General features: G+C 69.6%; 17 protein-coding genes. 5 read left to right on the forward strand and 12 right to left on the reverse strand.

Annotated features, from left to right (window positions below; translation table 11 throughout):
• Positions 1-15: 15 nt before the first annotated feature.
• Together VGU65_RS12480 and VGU65_RS12485 are read right to left on the reverse strand one after the other, a co-directional pair.
• Positions 16-1,521 (reverse strand): peptide MFS transporter, encoded by a 1,506-nt coding sequence (locus VGU65_RS12480; protein ID WP_327476175.1) that lies wholly within the window; start codon positions 1,519-1,521, stop codon positions 16-18.
• Positions 1,522-1,620: 99 nt separating this feature from the next.
• Positions 1,621-2,463: a tryptophan 2,3-dioxygenase gene (locus VGU65_RS12485; RefSeq protein WP_327476177.1), complete on the reverse strand. Its 843-nt coding sequence runs from the start codon at positions 2,461-2,463 to the stop codon at positions 1,621-1,623.
• 280 nt (positions 2,464-2,743) lie between these two features.
• On the opposite strand from VGU65_RS12485, the gene pdhA reads away from it, so the two are divergent.
• The 4 genes from pdhA (at position 2,744) to VGU65_RS12505 (ending at position 6,859) form a co-directional block, all read left to right on the forward strand.
• A complete protein-coding gene (pdhA, locus tag VGU65_RS12490) occupies positions 2,744-3,844 on the forward strand; it encodes a pyruvate dehydrogenase (acetyl-transferring) E1 component subunit alpha (RefSeq protein ID WP_327476178.1) in 1,101 nt (366 codons plus the stop codon).
• Positions 3,845-3,847: 3 nt separating this feature from the next.
• Positions 3,848-4,828, forward strand: coding sequence for an alpha-ketoacid dehydrogenase subunit beta (locus VGU65_RS12495; protein ID WP_327476180.1), 981 nt, complete (start codon positions 3,848-3,850; stop codon positions 4,826-4,828).
• Between the two features lie 69 nt (positions 4,829-4,897).
• Positions 4,898-6,286, forward strand: a complete 1,389-nt coding sequence (locus VGU65_RS12500) for a dihydrolipoamide acetyltransferase family protein (protein ID WP_327476182.1) — start codon at positions 4,898-4,900, stop codon at positions 6,284-6,286.
• A gap of 189 nt (positions 6,287-6,475) precedes the next feature.
• Complete coding sequence (locus VGU65_RS12505) at positions 6,476-6,859, forward strand: VOC family protein (protein WP_327476184.1); 384 nt, start codon at positions 6,476-6,478, stop codon at positions 6,857-6,859.
• 78 nt (positions 6,860-6,937) lie between these two features.
• Here the strand turns inward: VGU65_RS12505 and VGU65_RS12510 are convergent, their stop codons facing one another.
• From VGU65_RS12510 to asnB, 10 genes are all read right to left on the reverse strand, one after another.
• Complete coding sequence (locus VGU65_RS12510) at positions 6,938-7,579, reverse strand: DUF6348 family protein (RefSeq protein ID WP_327476186.1); 642 nt, start codon at positions 7,577-7,579, stop codon at positions 6,938-6,940.
• Positions 7,580-7,587: 8 nt separating this feature from the next.
• Positions 7,588-7,911: a hypothetical protein gene (locus VGU65_RS12515; protein ID WP_327476188.1), complete on the reverse strand. Its 324-nt coding sequence runs from the start codon at positions 7,909-7,911 to the stop codon at positions 7,588-7,590.
• 12 nt (positions 7,912-7,923) lie between these two features.
• A complete protein-coding gene (locus VGU65_RS12520; RefSeq protein WP_327476190.1) occupies positions 7,924-9,282 on the reverse strand; it encodes a tryptophan--tRNA ligase in 1,359 nt (452 codons plus the stop codon).
• A 106-nt stretch (positions 9,283-9,388) separates the two neighbouring features.
• On the reverse strand, positions 9,389-10,306 hold the full coding sequence (rocF, locus tag VGU65_RS12525; RefSeq protein WP_327476192.1) for an arginase: 918 nt from the start codon (positions 10,304-10,306) through the stop codon (positions 9,389-9,391).
• Between the two features lie 240 nt (positions 10,307-10,546).
• On the reverse strand, positions 10,547-11,590 hold the full coding sequence (locus tag VGU65_RS12530; RefSeq protein ID WP_327476194.1) for a GNAT family N-acetyltransferase: 1,044 nt from the start codon (positions 11,588-11,590) through the stop codon (positions 10,547-10,549).
• Complete coding sequence (gene nadE / locus VGU65_RS12535) at positions 11,587-12,573, reverse strand: NAD(+) synthase (RefSeq protein WP_327476196.1); 987 nt, start codon at positions 12,571-12,573, stop codon at positions 11,587-11,589. Before nadE ends, VGU65_RS12530 begins: the two co-directional genes overlap by 4 nt.
• A gap of 14 nt (positions 12,574-12,587) precedes the next feature.
• Positions 12,588-13,475, reverse strand: coding sequence for a N5-glutamine methyltransferase family protein (locus VGU65_RS12540; protein WP_327476197.1), 888 nt, complete (start codon positions 13,473-13,475; stop codon positions 12,588-12,590).
• A gap of 9 nt (positions 13,476-13,484) precedes the next feature.
• The gene (locus VGU65_RS12545; protein WP_327476199.1) at positions 13,485-15,050 is read right to left on the reverse strand and encodes a class I adenylate-forming enzyme family protein; all 1,566 of its coding nucleotides are present in this window, start codon (positions 15,048-15,050) and stop codon (positions 13,485-13,487) included.
• Complete coding sequence (locus VGU65_RS12550) at positions 15,047-15,316, reverse strand: acyl carrier protein (protein ID WP_327476201.1); 270 nt, start codon at positions 15,314-15,316, stop codon at positions 15,047-15,049. The genes VGU65_RS12545 and VGU65_RS12550 overlap by 4 nt, the downstream gene beginning before the upstream one ends.
• Before the next feature lie 20 nt (positions 15,317-15,336).
• Positions 15,337-17,274, reverse strand: coding sequence for an asparagine synthase (glutamine-hydrolyzing) (gene asnB / locus VGU65_RS12555; protein WP_327476203.1), 1,938 nt, complete (start codon positions 17,272-17,274; stop codon positions 15,337-15,339).
• Positions 17,275-17,704: 430 nt separating this feature from the next.
• Here asnB and VGU65_RS12560 point away from each other — a divergent pair, with 430 nt between their 5' ends.
• Entirely contained in the window at positions 17,705-18,817 is a 1,113-nt protein-coding gene (locus VGU65_RS12560; RefSeq protein WP_327476205.1) for a polysaccharide deacetylase family protein, read from the forward strand.
• Positions 18,818-18,851 lie beyond the last annotated feature (34 nt).

The raw sequence follows: 18,851 nt of genomic DNA on the forward strand, positions 1-18,851 counted from the left end.
GCCCGGTAGCAGGATCTACTTCACCCCGTGCATCAGCTTGTTGATCAGCGGCGAGATCAGCAGCAACAGCACGCCGGAACCGGCCAGTACCCAGAAGCAGAAACCGAAGCCCGACAGCGCCGAGGCGACCGTCATGCCGTGCTCGCCGCTGATGCGGCTGGCGACGATGCCGGAGAAATCGCCGCCCCCTGCCAGCGAAAGGAACCAGCCGCCCATCGCCAGGCCGACGAAACGCGGCGGCGCGAGCTTGGTCACCATCGACAGGCCGATCGGCGAAAGGCATAGCTCGCCCAGCGTCTGCATCACGTAGCACAGCACCAGCGGCCAGAACGGAATCAGCCCGGTGGGCCCGAGCAGTTCCTTGAGCGCGTACACCAGCACGATGAAGCCCAGCCCGTTGAAGATCAGCCCGAAGCTGAACTTGCGCGGGATCGACGGCTCCGCCTTGCGGCGCGCGAGCACAGCCCAGACCAGCGTCAGCAACGGCGCGAGCACGAGGATCGACAACGGCGTCACCGACTGGAACCAGCCGACCGGGAACACCCAGCCGCCGAACATCTGGCGGTCGACCCAATTCTCGGCCAGGAAGTTGAGCGAGGTGCCAAACTGGAAGTAGAAGGTCCAGAACACCACGCTGAAGACGAACACGATCAGCATGGCGATCACGCGATGCAGCTGCACCCGGTCATGGCGCATCGCCTCGACGATCAGCGCCGCCGCCACGCCGACGAACAAGACGCCGAGCAGCCACTGCAGGCCATCGGCGCCGACGTAGGCCAGCAGGGCGTAGATCACCGGCACCGCGATGCCCGCGCCGATCAGCACCCACAGCACGCGCAGGCGGTTCTCCATGCCCGGCAGCGGGCGCCCCACGCCCTTCAGGCCGCGGCGGCCGAACCAGAACCACAGGAAGCTCAGCAGCATGCCCACGCCGGCGGCGCCGAACACGATGCGGTAGTTCTGCTGCATCGGCGTGTCGGTGAAATAGGCCGCCATCCAGCCGGTCAGCAGCGGCGCCACGAAGGCGCCGGCATTGATGCCCATGTAGAACAGGGTGAAGCCGCGGTCGCGGCGCGGATCGTCGCGGCCGTAGAGCTGGCCCACCATGGTGGAGATGTTCGGCTTGAACAGACCGTCGCCGGCGATCACCAGCGCCAGACCGAGCATCATCAGCGGCTTGCTCGGCAGCAACAGGGTGAACAGGCCTGCGGCCATGACCGCGGCGCCCAGCAGGATCGAGCGCTGGTAGCCGATCACCCGGTCAGCCACGTAGCCGCCGAAGATCGAGGCCGCATAGATCAGCGCGGTATAGGCACCGTAGATGCCGGCGGCCCAGCCCTGCCCCGACGGATCGCCGTGGAAGAACTGCGCCACGATGTAGAGCACCAGCGCCCAGCTCACGCTGTAGTAGGCGAAGCGCTCCCAGAACTCGGTCATGAACAGCATCCACAGCGGACGCGGGTGGCCGAGCAGTTGCGGGTAGTCGGGCGCGGCCGGTGCGGCGTCGGCGGTCTGGCTCATGGGTTCCCCTTGGATATGAGGGCGCGCTGGCCGCGCGCCATCGCAGACGTGTAACCGGCCCGAGGGCGCCGCGTCAAATGGCGGCCCATCCGAGCGCCGTCAAGTACCCAGCACCGTGCGCACGTCCAGCAGCTCGGGGAAGAACTCCAGCTCCAGCGCCTTCTTCAGGAACGACACGCCGGAGGAGCCGCCGGTACCGCGGCGGTGCCCGATGATCCGCTCCACCGTCTTCATGTGGCGGAAGCGCCAAAGCTGGAAGCTTTCCTCCACGTCCACCAGCTGCTCGCACAGGTGGTACTCCGGCCAGAAGCTGCCGCGCTCCTCGTAGATGCGCTTGAGAACGGGCAGCAGCCCGGCGTGGCGCCGGTAGGGCTGCGTCCAGTCGCGCTCGACCAGCTCGCCCGGCACGGCGTGGCCGTGGCGGGCGAGGTAGCGCAGAAACTCGTCGTAGAGGCTGGGCGACCCGAGCACCTCACGCAATTGCGCCTGCGCGGCCGGGTCGTGTGCGAACACCTTGAGCATGTCCGCGTGTTTGTTGCCCAGCATGAACTCGATCATGCGGTATTGCAGCGACTGGAAGCCGGACGAAGGCCCGAGCATGTCGCGGAATTCCAGGTACTCGGCGGGCGTGAGCGTCTCCAGCACCGCCCACTGCTCGAACAGCTGGCGTTGCACCTGCTTCACGCGTGCCAGCACCTTCAGGCAGGCGTCGACATCGTCCGCCTGCAGATGCGCGATCGCCGCCCTGAGCTCATGGATCACCAGTTTCATCCACAGTTCCGACACGTGGTGCTGCACGATGAACAGCATCTCGTCGTGATGGCCGGAAAGCGGCCGCTGTGCCGACAGCAGGGTGCCCAGCTGCAGATAGCCGCCGTAGGTCATCTTGCCGTCGAGGTCCGTCTCGATGCCGGTTTCGAGGTCGCGCTGGTTCTCGGCCATGGATGCGTCCGTTCGTTTCGATCGAAGCGGATATGGTAGCGGGCGCGTTTCGCAGCGGCCCCTGATCCAGGACAGGGACGGCGCGTCACACCCATGTCAAAGGCAGGCCGCATCGTTTCCACACGCCGGCGCATGTTGCACCGTACCTTGCACCGCAACATCCCCGCCTGCTATCAAACGCGGTCTTTCCGGGACGAAAAGCGCGCGCCGGGCCCCACTGGATGGGCCGCCGCCTCCCCACGCAAGCATCACCCCACCCCACTTTCCATGGGAGCGAGTCGTGTCCATCGCCGCCAAGTTTGAAATCGAGTACCTGCAATACCTCGACGCCGAGGGCAAGCAGGTGCGCGACGACCTGCCTGCGTTCGCGCAGGATCTGAACCAGATGGTCGAGCTCTACAAGCTGATGCTCTCCACCCGCGTGTTCGACGCCAAGTCGATCGCGCTGCAGCGCACCGGCAAGCTCGGCACCTATGCCTCGTGCCTTGGCCACGAGGCCGCGCACGTGGGCATCGGCAGCGCCATGAAGCCCGAAGACGTGCTGGCGCCGAGCTACCGCGAGTACGGCGCGCAGCTCTACCGCGGCGTGCAGCCGCGCGAGGTCTACATGTACTGGGGCGGCGACGAGCGCGGCAACGACTACCAGAACGAGCCGGCGCGCCACGACTTCGCCTGGTCGGTGCCGATCGCCACGCAGTGCCTGCACGCGGCCGGTTCCGCGCTCGCCTTCAAGATCCGCGGCGAGAAGCGCGTGGCGGTGTGCACCATCGGCGACGGTGGTTCGTCCAAGGGCGACTTCTACGGCGCCATCAACATCGCCGGCGCGCAGAACCTGCCCATGGTCGCGGTGATCGTGAACAACCAGTGGGCCATCTCGGTACCGCGCAAGATCCAGTCCGGCGCGCCCACGCTCGCGCAGAAGGGCATCGCCGCGGGCCTGTACTGCATCCAGGTCGACGGCAACGACATCATCGCCGTGCGCAAGGCTATGGAAGACGCGCTCGAACGCGCCCGCAACGGCCAGGGCGGCAGCGTCATCGAGGCGGTCACCTACCGGCTGGGCGACCACACCACGGCCGACGATGCGCGCCGTTACCGCGGCGAGCAGGAGGTCAAGGACGCCTGGGCCAAGGATCCGGTCAAGCGCCTGAAGAACTGGCTGGTGGCCAAGGGTGCCTGGGACGACAAGAAGGAAGAAGCCTGGAAGGCCGAGTGCGACGACTGGATGGACAACGAGGTCAACGCCTACCTCGAAACCAAGACCCAGCCGGTCACCGCGATGTTCGACTACACCTTCGCCGAGATCCCCGCCGACCTGGAAAAACAGCGCGACCTCGCGCTCTCGCTCGAGAACACGCCCAATAACAGCAGGGCCCACTAAGCCATGGCACAGATCACCCTTATCGAAGCAGTCACCCAGGCGCTGGCCTACGAAATGGCGCGCGACCCGTCCGTGGTCGTGCTGGGCGAGGACGTGGGCGTCAACGGCGGCGTGTTCCGCGCCACCCAGGGCCTGCAGGAGAAGTTCGGCGAGCTGCGCGTGCTCGACACGCCGCTGGACGAGACCACCATCGCCGGTGTCACCGTGGGCCTGGCGGCGCAAGGCATGAAGCCGGTCGCCGAGGCGCAGTTCGAGGGCTTCATCTACCCGATGATGGAGCAGATCGCCTGCCACGCCGCGCGCCTGCGCAACCGCACGCGCGGACGCATCACGGTGCCGGCCGTGTGGCGCGCCCCGTGGGGCGGCGGCATCCGTGCGCCGGAGCATCACTCCGAGGCCAACGAGCACCTGTTCACCAACATCCCGGGCCTGCGCGTGGTGCTGCCCTCCTCGCCCGCGCGCGCCTACGGCCTGCTGCTGGCGGCGATCCGCGATCCGGATCCGGTGATGTTCTTCGAACCCAAGCGCATCTACCGCCAGTACAAGGAAGAGGTGCCGGACGATGGCGAGGCGCTGCCGCTGGACGTGTGCTTCGTGCTGCGCGACGGCACCGACGTGACCCTGGTGACCTGGGGCGCACAGGTGAAGGAGACGCTGGAAGCGGCCGACGTGCTAGCCGCCGAGGGCATCAGCGCCGAGGTCATCGACGTCGCCACGCTGACGCCGCTGGATTTCGACACGATTGCCGAGTCGGTCGCCAAGACCGGCCGTTGCGTGATCGTGCACGAAGCGCCCAAGACCGCCGGCTTCGGTGCCGAGATCGCCGCGCGCCTTGCCGAGGAGTGCATGTTCGACCTGCTCGCGCCGGTCGAGCGCGTGACCGGTTACGACACGCACATCCCGCTGTTCCGCCTGGAAATGAAATACCTGCCCAGCACCGAGCGCGTGGTCGAGGCGGCCAAGCGGACGCTGGCCGCCAGCTGAGCCCTCGAGCCCGCTTCCGCATCACGGAAGCGGGCTGACGAACATCTCAATCCTTTCGGAATTGCGAACATGGCTGACATCAAGACGTTCCACCTCCCCGACCTCGGCGAAGGCCTGCCCGACGCGACCATCGTCGAATGGCACGTGAAGGTCGGCGACACGATCAAGCTCGACGCGCCGCTGGCCTCGATGGAAACGGCCAAGGCGGTGGTCGAGGTGCCCTCGCCCTACACCGGCAAGGTGACCAAGCTCTACGGCGCCGCCGGCGACGTGATCGAGACCGGCGCGGCGCTGGCCGACTTCGAGCCGGACCCGAACGCCAAGCAGCGCGCCGAGGCCGAGTCCACCGGCCACCACCACGGGCCGAAGAAGAGCGTCGGCAGTCCGGCGCCGGACGACGGCAACAAGGTCGTCGCCTCCGACGAGGGCGGTGAAGTCGAAACCGGCGGCAAGGACCGCGAGGACGAAGGCACCGTGGTCGGCGCCATGGTCAGCGGCAACGCCGTGCACGTCGAACAGGCCGCCAGCATCGGCGGCGTCAAGGCGGTGCCCGCGGTGCGCGCGCTGGCCAAGAAGCTCAAGGTGGACATCGCCAAGGTGCGCCCGACCGGCGCCGAGGGCGTGGTCACCATGAAGGACGTCAAGGACGCCGCCGCCAACGGCAGCGCCCCGCTCGGCGGCGCGCCGGCGCGCGCGGTGCCGGCCTCGGCCGGCCGCCACCTGGCGCCGCAGCTGCCGGAGCCCGGTCCGGCGCCGCAGCGCGGCCCGGTCTCGCTGGCCGGCAAGCCGGTGCGCACCGCCCCACCGTCGCAGGCCGCCACCGGCCAGCCGGAGCAGCTTAAGGGCGTGCGCCGCAACATGGCCCGCGTGATGGCCGAGGCCCACGCCCAGGTCGTGCCGACCACCTTGGTCGACGATGCCGACCTGCACGCCTGGCTGGGCAAGCAGGACATCACCGCGCGCCTGATCCGCGCCATCGTCGCCGCCTGCAAGGCAGTGCCGGCGCTCAACGCATGGTTCGACGGCAAGAACCTCACCCGCACCATGCACCGCCACGTGGACATCGGCATCGCGGTGGACACCGACGACGGCCTGTTCGTGCCGGCCCTGCGCAATGCGGACGTGCTCGATGGCGCCGGCATCCGCGCCGGCATCCAGCGCCTGCGCGCGCAGGTCGAGGACCGCTCGATCCCGCCGTCGGAGCTTTCCGGCTACACCATCAGCCTGTCGAACTTCGGAATGTTCGCCGGCCGCTATGCCACCCCGGTGGTGGTGCCCCCGTGCGTGGCCATCGTCGGCGCCGGCAAGTTGAGCCACGACGTCGTGGCCGTGATGGGCGGCATCGAGGTGCACCGGCGCATGCCGATCAGCCTCACCTTCGATCACCGCGCCGCCACCGGCGGCGAGGCGGCGCGCTTCCTCAAGGCGCTGCTGGACGACCTGGCGCTGCCGCAATAGGCGGGAACGGGGAACGGCAAGGCTAGCCGCAACCGCTCCCTCTCCCCCGGCCCAGCCGGGGGAGAGGGCTGGAGAGAGGGGAGGCCTTTCGCTCTCCAGACTCACGAAAAAACGGAGCGCCCCGGCGCTCCGTTTTCTTTTCACGATCCCGCGCGCACGCTTGGGACTCCCGCCGACAGGAGGCACCCGATGCACCACAGCCGCCTGAGCACCATCGTGCTCGACTGCCAGCTCGACGATCTGGAACCGGCGATCCGCTTCTGGAGCGCCGCGCTGGGCAAGCCGGTCGAGGATGCCGACCAGGACGGCGACGGCCGCTACGCCGCACTCGCCACTGCGGACGACGAACCGATCGTCCTACTGCAGAAGGTCGACCACGAAAGCCGCGTGCACCTGGACATCGAAACCGACGACCTCGATGCCGAAGTCGCCCGCCTGCAGGCGCTCGGCGCCCGCGCGATCGCCTTCGTCAAGGAACGCTGGTGGGTGATGCAGGCGCCCACCGGCCACCGTTTCTGCGTGGTGCGCAAGCAGCGTGACCGCTTCGGGCCGCACGTGAACCGGTGGGACTGACGCAGAGGTGGGACCGACGCAGGCGCCGTCGCCTGGCCCGGGGAGGCTACGTCGATTCGCGGGCCCGCCGTGAACCGATCAGTAGTCGCGCAGGTCCAGCACCAGCAGGCTGCGCACGCTGTAGTCCTGCGTGCCCGCCGGCCAGGGAAGCGCGGCCAGCGCGCGGTCGCCGGCCGACCAGGGTTCGTTGTCCAGCAGCGCCTCGACCGCCAGCGGGCCATCGGCCCCGCGACGCAGGAACAGCCGCACCCAGTGCATGCACGGCGCCAGCGACTCGAGCTTCAGCGCCTCGGCGATGGCGCCGCGGACATCCGGCAGGCCGGTGGCGTCCGCGCCCTCCGCCTGCAGGCGGCCGATGAAGGCATCCCAGCTGCGCAGGCCCAGTTCCCATTGCGCCAAGTCGAGCTTGCGGTCGTCGGTGACGTACCAGCAGGCGGCCAGCAGCACGGCCAAGTCGCCGGCAGCGAAGCGCTCGAGCGCGTCGCAGCAGCCGGCCTGGCCGGGACCGTTGCCGGCGTAGCTCAGTTCGATCTGGCGCTCCTCGTCCAGCACCAGGTCGATGTCCAGCCGGCCGGGCTGTCCCGCAGATCCGTCCTGCCAGTGCGCGCGCACCGCGGGAAAGTCGCCGTCGGTCAGCAGCCAGTCTTCGTCCGGCTCCAGTTCCACGTCGTGGCGCTCGAACAACCGCAGCAACAGCTTCTGTGTATCGACATGGGGCATGGCGGGGTTCACCGGCGGCGCCACAGCAGATGGCGCAGGAACATCGCACCGCCCAGCACGGCGACGCAGGCGCCGTAGCCGAGCAGCGCAGGCAGCACCTGCTGCCAGATCGCGCCACTGGCGCGGCCAAAGGTATCCACCTGCGGCGGCGGTGCCGATTCGAAACCGTAGGCGGCGCACATCGCGGCGGCGATGGCCGCCAGCAGCAAGGCGACCCAGTCGAACAACCGACGCGCGGCGGTGCGCGGCAGGCTCTTGGGGTAGGCGAAATAGGCCCAGCCCAGGATCAGCAACCAGGGCGCGAGCAGCAGCAGTGCCAGATAACGGAGCATCGGGACGGTCCCTCAAGCCGCGCCGGCAAGCTGGTCGAGCGCTATGCGCAGGCGCTCCAGCGCCTGGTCGCGCGCCTTTCCGTCGGCGTACTCGGGCGTGCTGCCCACCGGCTCGCCGTCGAGCTCCAGCAGCAGCGCGGTCGGCGTGAGCTGCACCACGGCAGCCGCGGCGCCGAGCTGCTTGAGGCGCTTCTGCGCGGCTCCGGCGGCCTTGGGGTCGTCGAACGCGCGCGAAAGCAGCAATTCCTCGCCATCGCCGGCGAACAGGCGGAAGCGGAAGCGACCCTGCTCGTCGCGAAAGCTGGCCAGCCGCGGCGCCTTCTCAGCACGCGGCCTGGCCGCGCCCATCGCACCCGCGGGCGCATGACTGCCGAGGCCGACCGCCTCGCGCAGCATCGCCAGCTTCGGCGTGGCGATCGCGCGCGCCTTGCGGGCGCCTTCGTGCAGGATCTCCTCGATGTGCGCAGGCTGGGCGATCAGCGCCTCGTAGCGCTCGCGCATGGGCGCGATCTGCCCTTCCAAGAGCTCGAACAGCGCCTGCTTGGCCTCGCCCCAGGCCAGGCCCGTCTGCAACGCCTGGCGGAACGCCATGGTCTGCGCCTCGCCGGCGAAGGCGCGGTAGAGCGTGAACAGCGAGGCATCGTCCGGATCCTTCGGCTCGCCCGGCGCTCGCGAGTCGGTCACGATGCGCATCACCGCCTCACGCAGGGCCTTCTTGCCGCCACCGAAGAGCGGGATCGTGTTGTCGTAGCTCTTGGACATCTTGCGGCCGTCCAGGCCCGGCAGCGTGGCCACCTGCTCCTCGATCTGCACCTCCGGCAGCACGAAGAAGTCCTGTCCATAGATATGGTTGAAGCGCTGCGCGATGTCGCGCGCCATCTCCAGGTGCTGGATCTGGTCGCGGCCGACCGGCACCTTGTTGGCATCGAAGGCGAGGATGTCGGCGGCCATCAGAACGGGGTACATGTACAGGCCCGCGGTGACGCCGGCGTCCGAGTCCTCGCCGGTTTCCACGTTCTTGTCCACCGCCGCCTTGTAGGCATGCGCGCGGTTGAGCAGACCCTTGGCGGTAACGCAGGTGAGCAGCCAGCAGAGCTCGGGGATCTCGGGGACGTCGGATTGGCGGTAGAACGTCACCCGCTGCGGATCCAGCCCGCAGGCCAGCCAGCTCGCCGCGATCTCCAGCCGCGAGCGGGCGATGCGCGCGGGGTCGTCCGCCTTGATCAGCGCGTGGTAGTCGGCCATGAAGAAGAACGCATCCACGTCCTGGCGCCGGCTGGCGGCGATCGCAGGGCGGATGGCACCGGCGTAGTTGCCCAGGTGGGGCGTGCCGGTGGTGGTGATGCCAGTGAGAACGCGGATTCGGGTCATGGCGAGGGATGATGGCAAGGGCAACGCGCGGCAGGAACCGCCAGCCCGCCATGATAGGCGTTGCGGACGCGCCGCGGTGGATTGCGCTGTTGCGCCGCAGCCGGTGTCAGCGGATCAGCGTGGACTTGCCGAACAGCGACTCGACCAGGTCCACCGCCAGCTTGGCGGTCTGGTTGCGCTTGTCGTAGGCGGGGTTGAGCTCGACGATGTCCAGCGAACCCAGGCGGCCGGTGTCGGCGATCATCTCCATGCACAACTGCGCCTCGCGGTAGGTCGGGCCGCCGCGCACGGTGGTGCCCACGCCCGGTGCGATCGACGGATCAAGAAAATCGACGTCGAAGCTCACGTGCAGGTGGGTGTTTTCGTCGACGCCGGCGAGTGCTTCTTCCATCGCGCGCTTCATGCCGATCTCGTCGATGTGGCGCATGTCGACGATCTCCATGCCGGCCTCGCGTACCAGCTTTTTCTCGCCCTCGTCCACCGAGCGGATGCCGATCTGGCGGAACACCTGCGGCGTGGTCGCCGGCGTGTGGCTGCCCATGCCGGTCAGCTGGGCCGGGCCGTTGCCGCACAGGCAGGCTACCGGCATGCCGTGGATGTTGCCCGACGGCGTGGCCTGGGCGGTATTGAAGTCGGCATGGGCGTCCAGCCAGAGCACACGCAGCTGTTTCCCGGTGTCGCGGCAATGGTCGGCCACGGCGGAGATCGAGCCGATCGCCAGGGAGTGGTCGCCGCCGAGCAGCACGGGGATGCGCCCGGCCTGCAGTTCCTGGCGCACGGCCGTGTGCACGGCCATGTTCCAAGTCGCCACCTCGTCCAGATGACGGTAGCCCTCTTCCGGCGGCAGCCACGGATTGAGCGGCCCCTGCAGGTTGCCGCGGTCCATCACCTGCAGGCCGCGCGCGACCAGCCTCTCGGCCAGCCGCGCCACGCGCAGCGCTTCGGGACCCATCGAGGCGCCGCGGTGCCCTGCGCCGATGTCGGTGGGTGCGCCGATCAAGCTCACGGTCTGGGTCGCGCTCATGCCTGCCTCGTCCGTCCGTTGGCGCCTGCGCGCCGGGGTGATGCGGCAGCAAGCTCCGAACCGGCACGCGCGCGGTTCATGCTGCCGCCTGAAAACTGCCTGCCGCCGGGTCGCGCCGGCGGGCGACGCTTGCCGGAACCCGTCCGGTCGGGAGCCGGCTGCTGGCGGCCTGCTAGTGTGCCAGAGAGCGGCCAGCCAGTGCTGGCGCTGCGGTCACTGCAGGCGCACTCGCCGCATGACCTACTCGTCTTCGTCGGCGGAGGTCAGGTGCCAACCCTGCGCGAGCTCGGCCGGGGACGGGCCGCCCTCGCCCAGCCACTTGCCGACCACTGGCTGGCTGTCGCGCGGCACGAAGCCGGCGCGTCGCCATCCGGCCAGTCGTTCGTCGGCGATGGCATGTTCCAGCGAGATGGAGGTGTAGCCCTCGCGGCGGGCCGCATGCACCAGAGCCAGCACCAACGCACCGTCGATGCCGGCCGCGCCGGTCTCGCTCCAGTAGTCGGCTACGCGCAACACCGCGCCGACGGACTGACAGGCGAACCAGGCCCGCAACGGGCCACCCGGATGATCGCCGACGAGCAGGTAGCGGGTGCTTGCCAGCGGCGACTCGTCGAAGCGCCAGCGCGCCATGGTCGCATCGCGCACGCCGACCAGGCCCGCCCCATGCGTACTGGCCCGCCACAACGCATCCATGCGCGGGTCGGCGCGCGCCGACCACTCGGCCCCCGTACGCCGGCGGGCCCGCGGCCGTTCCCACAGCGCCACGCCTGCATCGAGCAGGCGGCCAAGCGGCCTGGCCAGCCAGCGCGGCAGGTGGCGCTCCAGGTAGGGGCCGTGGCGCAGCACCTTCGAATGGCGGACCAGTGCGCCGAGCACGGCGTAGCCCAGGCGCCTGACCACCGGCAGCGACTTGCGGTTGGGGAAGCCATAGAGCAGTTCGTAACGCTCTCCGGCCGCTTGCACCAGCGCTTCCTGCAGCATCAGCGCCGGCCCCAGGGTGCGATGTTGCGCGGCCACGGCCATATCGGCCAGCAAGCCGGCGCGGATCTCGCGGCCTTGCCACAGCATGCGCCGCGGGGCGGCCGTGCAGCAGCCGATCGCGACGCCGTGGTGACGCAGCAGCTGCGTCGCCGGCTCGCCGAACGGGCAACGCCGGTAAAACCAATCGAACTTGCCCGCGTGCCGGGCCGGGTCGCCCAGGCTGCCGTGCCAGATTCCCAGCACGGCTTCGCGGTCGCGCGGCAGATCGGCGGCCTCCACCCGGTAGCCCGCATCTGCCGTCATGCCGGCGCTCCGGCGGGCACGTCCTGCAGCAGCAGCGGTGGCAGGTGGAGGTAGCGCGTGCTGCGGCGCTTGTTGCGGATATCGGCATACACCGCCTCGGCGGCGGCCTCGGAGATGTCCAGCGCATGGCCGAGTTCGGCGGCTGTGCGGCCGTGTTCCAGGGCCCACAGCGCCCGGTCCATCTGCGCCCAGGGCAGCGCGAAGTAGAACTCGTCCTGGCCCTGGGCGAGGCTGTACGTATCGGTGGTGGGCGCGGCCTGGGCGACGCATGCGGGCAGCCCGAGATGCCGCGCCATGCCATAGACCTGGGTCTTGTACAGGTGCGCGATCGGTTTGACATCGGCCGAGCCGTCGCCGTTCTTCACGAAGAATCCCTGGTCGTACTCCAGCCGGTTGGGTGTGCCCACCACGGCGTAGTTGAGGCGGTCGGCGTGGTAGTACTCCAGCGTCTTGCGCACGCGCTGCTTGAAGCTGGTGGCCGCCACGATCTGCAAGTAATCGGCCAGTCCCAGCGCACGCTCGTGGGTAACGCCGTGGGGCGAACGGGCGACCAGGTTGAAGTGGTTGATGCCGCCTTCGCGCCCGCCGGCGATGACGATCTTCATGCGCCAGTCGTCGGCGTAGTCCGGCAGCACGCGGCGTACGGCTTCGTCGCGCGCGGCGTAGCAGCCGATGGCGGCCAGCGTGGGCGCGATGTCCACGGTTTCTACGCGCACACCCAGATGTCCGGCCAGGATGCGCGCGTGGCGCGCGCTTTCGTCGGCCGAGTCGCGCTCGGGAAGGATCAGCGCGAACACGCGCTGCGCGCCCAGCGCGCGCACCGCCAGCGCGGCGCACACCGAGCTGTCCACGCCCCCTGATATGGCCACGACCAGGCCGCGCTTGTGCAGCTCGCGCGCCGTGGCCTGGCGCAGCCGCTCGGCGATGCGCTCGGCCTCGGCGGCGTAGTCGAGCGCGAATACGTCCGCAGTCAGTCCATCCATGCCCGGTTCCCCCTTCAGGCGCGGCGGGCGAGGAGCGCCCGCACCTCGCCGTGGTCGTCAATCAGTGTGCGCACTTCGTCGTAATGCGGGTCGCGGCCGAGGCGGCGGGCCATCGCCGGGCCCTGCCCGAGGCCGGCCTCGAACGCCAGCCAGCCGCCCGCGCGCAGCAGGCGCGGCGATTCCTCGAGCAGGCGCAGCAGGATGCTGACGCCCAGCGGGCCGCCGTCGAACGCCAGTCGCGGCTCGTGCGCGGAGATTTCCGGCGCCATCTGCTCCACCTTCGCGCTGAGGATGTAGGGCGGCGCGCAGGCGATCAGATCGACCGTGCCGTCGAAGCGCGCGCCGAACGGCGCCAGCAGGTCGCCGCAGCGAAACTCCACGCGTGGCAGGCCCAGGTGCTCGCGGTTGCGCTCGGCCAGGGCCAGCGCCTCGGCGCTGATGTCTGCGCCGAGCACCTCGGCGGCGGGCACGTGATGGGCAATGGCGAAGGCCAGGTTGCCCGAGCCGGTGCAGACGTCGACCACGCGCGGCGGGTGGTGCTCCGTGGCCGTCCGAAGCAGTTCGACACAGGCGCGCGCCAGCAGCTCGGTTTCCTCCCGCGGGATCAGTGCAGCGGAGCCGGCGAGCAGTTCCAGCCCCAGAAAATGGCCGCGGCCAGTGAGGTAGGCAAGCGGCTCGCCAGCAAGGCGGCGATCGACCAGCCGGGCGAGCGATTGGCGGGCACTGTCGTCGAGCAGCGGCGGCAGTGGATCCCGCGCAGCCGCCACCACCGAGCATGGCTCGCCCGCCGCGGCGAACCACAGCGCGCGCAACGCGCTGTCGGGTGTTTCCCGGGGCTTGTCCGGCAGCGTCTGCAGCGAGGCGCTGAGGCGGGCGTGCAGCATGTCGTAGAGATCGTCCATGGCGAACCTTCAGGCAGGAGGCTGTTCGAGCAATGCCTTGCGGCTGACCTTGCCGGTGGCGGTGCGCGGCAGGTCCATGCAGAGCAGGATCTGCTGCGGCACCATGAAGCTCTCGAGGCGGCGCATGCAGTACGCGCGGATCTGGCCGACGCCCAGCGACACGCCCGACTCCAGCACGACGTAGGCGCGGATCGCCTCGCCCAGCAGCTCGTCGGGCACCCCCACCACCGCCGCTTCGCGGACACCTTCGACGGCGTGCAACACGTTCTCCACCTCGACCGGGCTGACCTTCTCGCCGCGCGTCTTGATGATGTCGTCGCTGCGGCCCACGAAGTAGAGGAAGCCCTCCTCATCCATGCGGAACCAGTCGTGCGTGCACAGCACGCGCTCGCCGGGAAGCGGGCCCTCCCTGAGCATCTGCGCCGAGAGATCGGGGCGGTTCCAGTAACCCAGCATGACGTGCGGGCCGCGCACGTGGAGGATGCCGGCCTCGCCCGGCGCCACCGGGCCGCCTGCGACCGAGCGCAGGAACACCTCGGTGCCGGGAATGGCCTTGCCGACCGAGCCCGGCTTGGCCTCCATCAGCTCGGGCTCCAGGTAGCAGACGCGCTTGCATTCGGTGAGCCCGTACATCTTGTAGAGCAGCGCGCTCGGGAAGATCTCGCGCAGCTTCAGCGCCTGCTCGTCGGGCAGCGCGGCCGCGGTGTTGGTCACCCGCGTCACGGAGGGAAAGCACAGTCGCTCGCGCCGGTGCGCCGAGAGCAGCATGGCGAAGACGGTGGGCACGCCGGGAAACACCGTGACCTCGAACGCGTGCATGCGGGCGAACACCTGCGCGGGGAAGGCGAACGATCGCTCCAGCACCAGCGTCGCACCCAGCTGCACGGCCATCAGCCACTGGTACAGGCCATAGTCGAAGGCCAGCGGCAGCGTGCACAGGATGCGCTCGCCCTCGCCCAGCCGCAGGTACTGGATCAGGCTTTGTGCCGCGAACAGCATGGACTGGTGAGTGTGCATCACCCCCTTGGGCATGCCGGTGCTGCCCGAGGTGTAGATCAGCGCGGCCAGGTCCAGCGCGATGGTGGCGGGCCGCTCGCACAACGGCGCGGCTGCCTCGATCACTGCATCGAACGCCTCGATCGCGCATCGGTCGGGCAAGCCGCCCGATGCGATGACGCGCAACGCGGGTCGCGTACCCAGCAACGGCACGAACTCATGCGCGAGGTGGCCGTCGCTGAGCAGCACGCGCGCGCCGGAATCGTCCAGGACGAAGCCGAGCTTGTCCGACTTGGTCAGCGGATTGACGACCAGAAAGACGCCGCCGGCCAGCAGCGTGGCGAAGACCGCCACCACACAGGGCCAGGTGTTGTCCATGTAGATCGCCACGCGATCGCCACGGCCCACGCCACGTTCGGCGAGCGCGCCGGCGAGCCGGCTGGCGGTATCAAGGAGCTGCGCGTAGCTGTAGGCCCGGCCTTCGACAACCACCGCCGTGTGCCGCGCGCGCGCCGGGTCGGCGCCGTGCTCGAGCAGCGCCTCGTGCAGCAGCCGGCGCGGGGTAGCGCTTGGCTTCACGCGCCGCCCTGCTGCTGGCGCTGGACGAAGGCGACGATGTTGTCCACCGAATCGAAATTCTGCGGCAACATCTGGCTGGCCTTGACCTGCAGGCCGAAGCTCTCCTCCAGGAACAGCACCACTTCGAGCACGCCGGTGGAATCGATCACGCCGCGATCGAGCAGCGAGACGTCGTCGGCGAGCTCGGACGGATCGCTGCTGAACATCAGGTTCTCGAGGATGTAATCGCGGACACGCGCCTTCACGTCCATGGTCTGGGTCGACATCGGAAGCTCCGTTTGCTGGGTCATGCGGCGGCGCGCCGCACGAAGAACTCGTCGACCAGCATGGTCGAGAGGATGCCGACGAAGGCCTGGTTGTCGGCAAAACCGATCGCCCGCCCGCGCCGGCATTTCTCGAACAGGCGGCCGACCGCCGCTGCATCGAAGTAGCCGGCGTCGTGCAGCCGCGCCGGGCTCATCAGGTCCGCCACGAAATCCAGCGGCTCGCCGTCGACGAAGAAACTGGACTGGTCGGGCGCCCGGTAGGGTTGCTTGGTGCGCTGCCGGATCGCGGGCGGCAAAAGTCCCTCGAGCGCGCGGCGCAGCAGGTATTTCTCGGTCAGGCCGCGGATCTTCCAGCGGTCCGGCAGCGCATTGGCGAACTCGACCACGCGATGGTCGAGGAACGGGAAACGCCCTTCCACGCCGTGTGCCATCGCCGGGCGGTCGCCCTGCGCGGGCAGCAGGTAGCCGGCCAGCAGGGTCTTGGCCTCCACGTACTGATCGCGCGCCAGCGGGCTCCAGCTTGCGATGGCCGGCGGCAGACGCCGCTCGTACCAGTCCAGCGGCTCGAAGCCGCCGAGCCCCGCGCGCAGCTCCGGCGCCAGGAAACGCAGCGCGCTCTGCGAGCTGGCCCAGCGCGGCACGTGCGCGAACACCGGCCGGGGCAGGTGCTCCATGCCGCGGCCGAAGAACGATTGCGCCAGCGCGGCATGCCGCACGGGCGAGTTTTCGAGATAGCCGTAAAGGCGGCCGAGCAAGGCCGGGCGCAACCGCGAGCCCGGCTGCCTGGCCCAGAAGCGGCGCACCTTGGCTTCCTTGAACAGGTCGTAGCCGGCGAACACCTCGTCGGCCCCCTCGCCGGTAAGCACCACCTTGCAGCCGTCCTCGCGCACGCGCCGGGCGAGCAGCATCAGCGGCACGCCTGCAGTGCGCAGGACCGGGGCCTCCACCTGGCGGATCAGGTGCGGAAAGGCCTCGCCGATGGCCCGGCTCGTGCAGCGCAGCGTGTCGTGCTCGCAGCCCAGGTGGCGCACCATGGCCTGCTGGTGCTCGCTCTCGTCGAACTCGGCGCTGTCGAAGGCGATCGAGTAACTGCGCAGGCGCGAGGCGCCCGCTTCGCGCATCAGCGCCACCACCGCGGAGGAATCCAGGCCGCCGCTCAGGTAGGCGCCCAGCGGCACGTCCGCCTGCAGGCGCAGGCGCACGGCATCGGTCAGCAGCTCGCGCAGCTCGCCGGCGGCCTGCTCCACCGAACACCAGCGCGGCGGTGCGCCCGGGGCGGGAAAGCTCCAATCCCAATAGCGGGTGAGCGCGCGCTGCCCATCGGCTCCGATGGCCAGCAGGTGTCCCGGCGGCAGGCTTTCGACGCCAACAAACACGCTGCCAGGATCGAGCGGCCCCCAGAAGGTGAAGGCCTGCGCCAGGCCGGCCGGGTCGAGCCGCGCCCGGGTAGGCAGCGCGGCGAGGATCGCCTTGATTTCCGAGGCAAACCACATCCGCCCGGCAGCGGAGGCGTGGAACAGCGGCCGCACCCCGAAGCGGTCGCGCGCCAGCAGCAAGCGCCCGCGCTCGCCGTCCCACAGCGCAAGGGCGAAGTCGCCGTTGAGGTGTTCGACGAAGCGATCGCCATGTTCCTCGTAGAGGTGGACGATGACTTCCGTATCCGACTGCGTGGCGAAGCGGTGGCCGCGGCGCACCAGCTCCGTGCGCAGCGCGCGGTAGTTGAAGATCTCGCCGTTCAGCACGGTCCATACGGTGCCGCGCTCGTTGGCGATCGGCTGCGCGCCGGTCGTCAGGTCGATCACCGCCAGCCGCGCATGCGCGAGGCCGACACCACCCTCGACATGGAAACCGAAGCCGTCCGGGCCACGGTGGTGCAGCGTGCCGATCATGCGTTCCAGCAGGGCCCGGGCCGCAGCAGGCGCTTCGGGGGTCCCGAGGAAGCCGGCCAGGCCGCACATGCGGCGCTCCTCAGCGCCGCCGGCCGGCGTGGCCGGCGGCGGGGCGCCCGGGCACGGAAACGGCCGGCCGCAGGTCGGTGGTCGGGTCGTCTATGACCGTGTCGCGAAACACCGCACTCTCCCCTGTGTGTCCCCTCGAGGCCGCCGTCACGCTCGGGCCTTGCGCGAACATAGCAGCGGACTGCACAGTTTGCGATGTGGATCACAATTTGATCCGCTACGCCTGGGCCAAACAGGCTTGCGGCGGACCACCGGGGATGGCAGTCGACCCGCGGCGATAAGGCACACGGATGCGCGGCCGAACGGACCAAGCGCGCCCACGACGTACTGCGGCAGTCTGGGGGGACAAGGAGATGGACGGTAGCGAGCGCTTTGTTTTCCATCGGGACTGCGACCGGCCCGCGGGTCCTCACGGCCGGAAGCCCAGGTCGTGAGGACCCCGACCGGATGGGACGAACCCGCGCGGGGCATGCGCGGCCGCCTGGGTGCGCTGTGCCACCGCGGCGGCCTGCTGCGGCTGTTCCAGCATGTCCGGGGCTGGATTCGCCAAGACCTGCGCGTACTGGCCTACCACCGCGTGCTGCCGATGGATGACCCGGACCGCTTCGACTTCGACCTGGATCTGGTGAGCGCCTCGGCTGAAGGCTTCCGCGGGCAGATGCAGCTGCTCCGGCAACGCTTCCGCCCAATGACCCTTTCGCAGGTGCTGGCCACACTGGAGGCGGGCGAGCGCCTGCCGGTGGACGCCGTGGCGGTGACCTTCGACGACGGCTACGACGACAACTTCCGGTTCGCCTTCCCGATCCTGCGGGAGCTGGACATCCCGGCCACGTTCTTCGTCTCCACAGGCCACATCGACAACGGCCAGCCCTACGCCTACGACTGGCTGGTGCACATGATCCTGCGCACGCAGGCCGACGAGCTGGCCATGCCCGAGCTGGGGCTGGCGTGCGCCCTGCCGAACGGCCGGCCGGCGCGCCGGCGCCTCGCACAGCACCTGCTCGACCGGCTCAAGTCGCTCGACGGAGCCGACCAGGCGGCCTTGATCACGCGCCTGGAAGCTGACTGGAACCTGCCGCGCGCAGCCGGGCATCCGGACTGCACCCCGATGAGCTGGACACAGCTGCGCCAGATGCATGCGGCCGGCTTCGAGATCGGCTCCCACGGCGTACACCACCGCATGCTGGCCAAGCTGCCGCAGGAGGAGCTGGAAGCTGAACTGCGCGAATCCAGGGCCGCCCTGGAGCGCGAGCTGGGCACGCCGGTATCGCTGGTTTCCTACCCGGTGGGCGGTGAGGGCGCCTTCGACGAGCGAGTGGTCCAAGCCACGCGCGCAGCCGGCTACCGCGCGGCCTGCAGCTACATCTGCGGCACCAACCCGTTGCCCGCTCCCGACCGCTACGCGCTGTACCGGCTCCCGGTCGAACGCCAGATGGACACCGGCTGGTTCGCCGCCATGCTGACCCTGCCCGAACTGGTCAGCTATCCCTCGACCCAGCGCGGGTCCGCATCGTCGGGGGCGCCCGCCGCCATGCCCGGATGAGCGTGGGATGAGAGGAGAGGTGGTGCCGGCAGCA

The sequence above is a fragment of the Frateuria sp. genome, assembly GCF_035943815.1.
GTDB lineage: Bacteria > Pseudomonadota > Gammaproteobacteria > Xanthomonadales > Rhodanobacteraceae > Frateuria_A.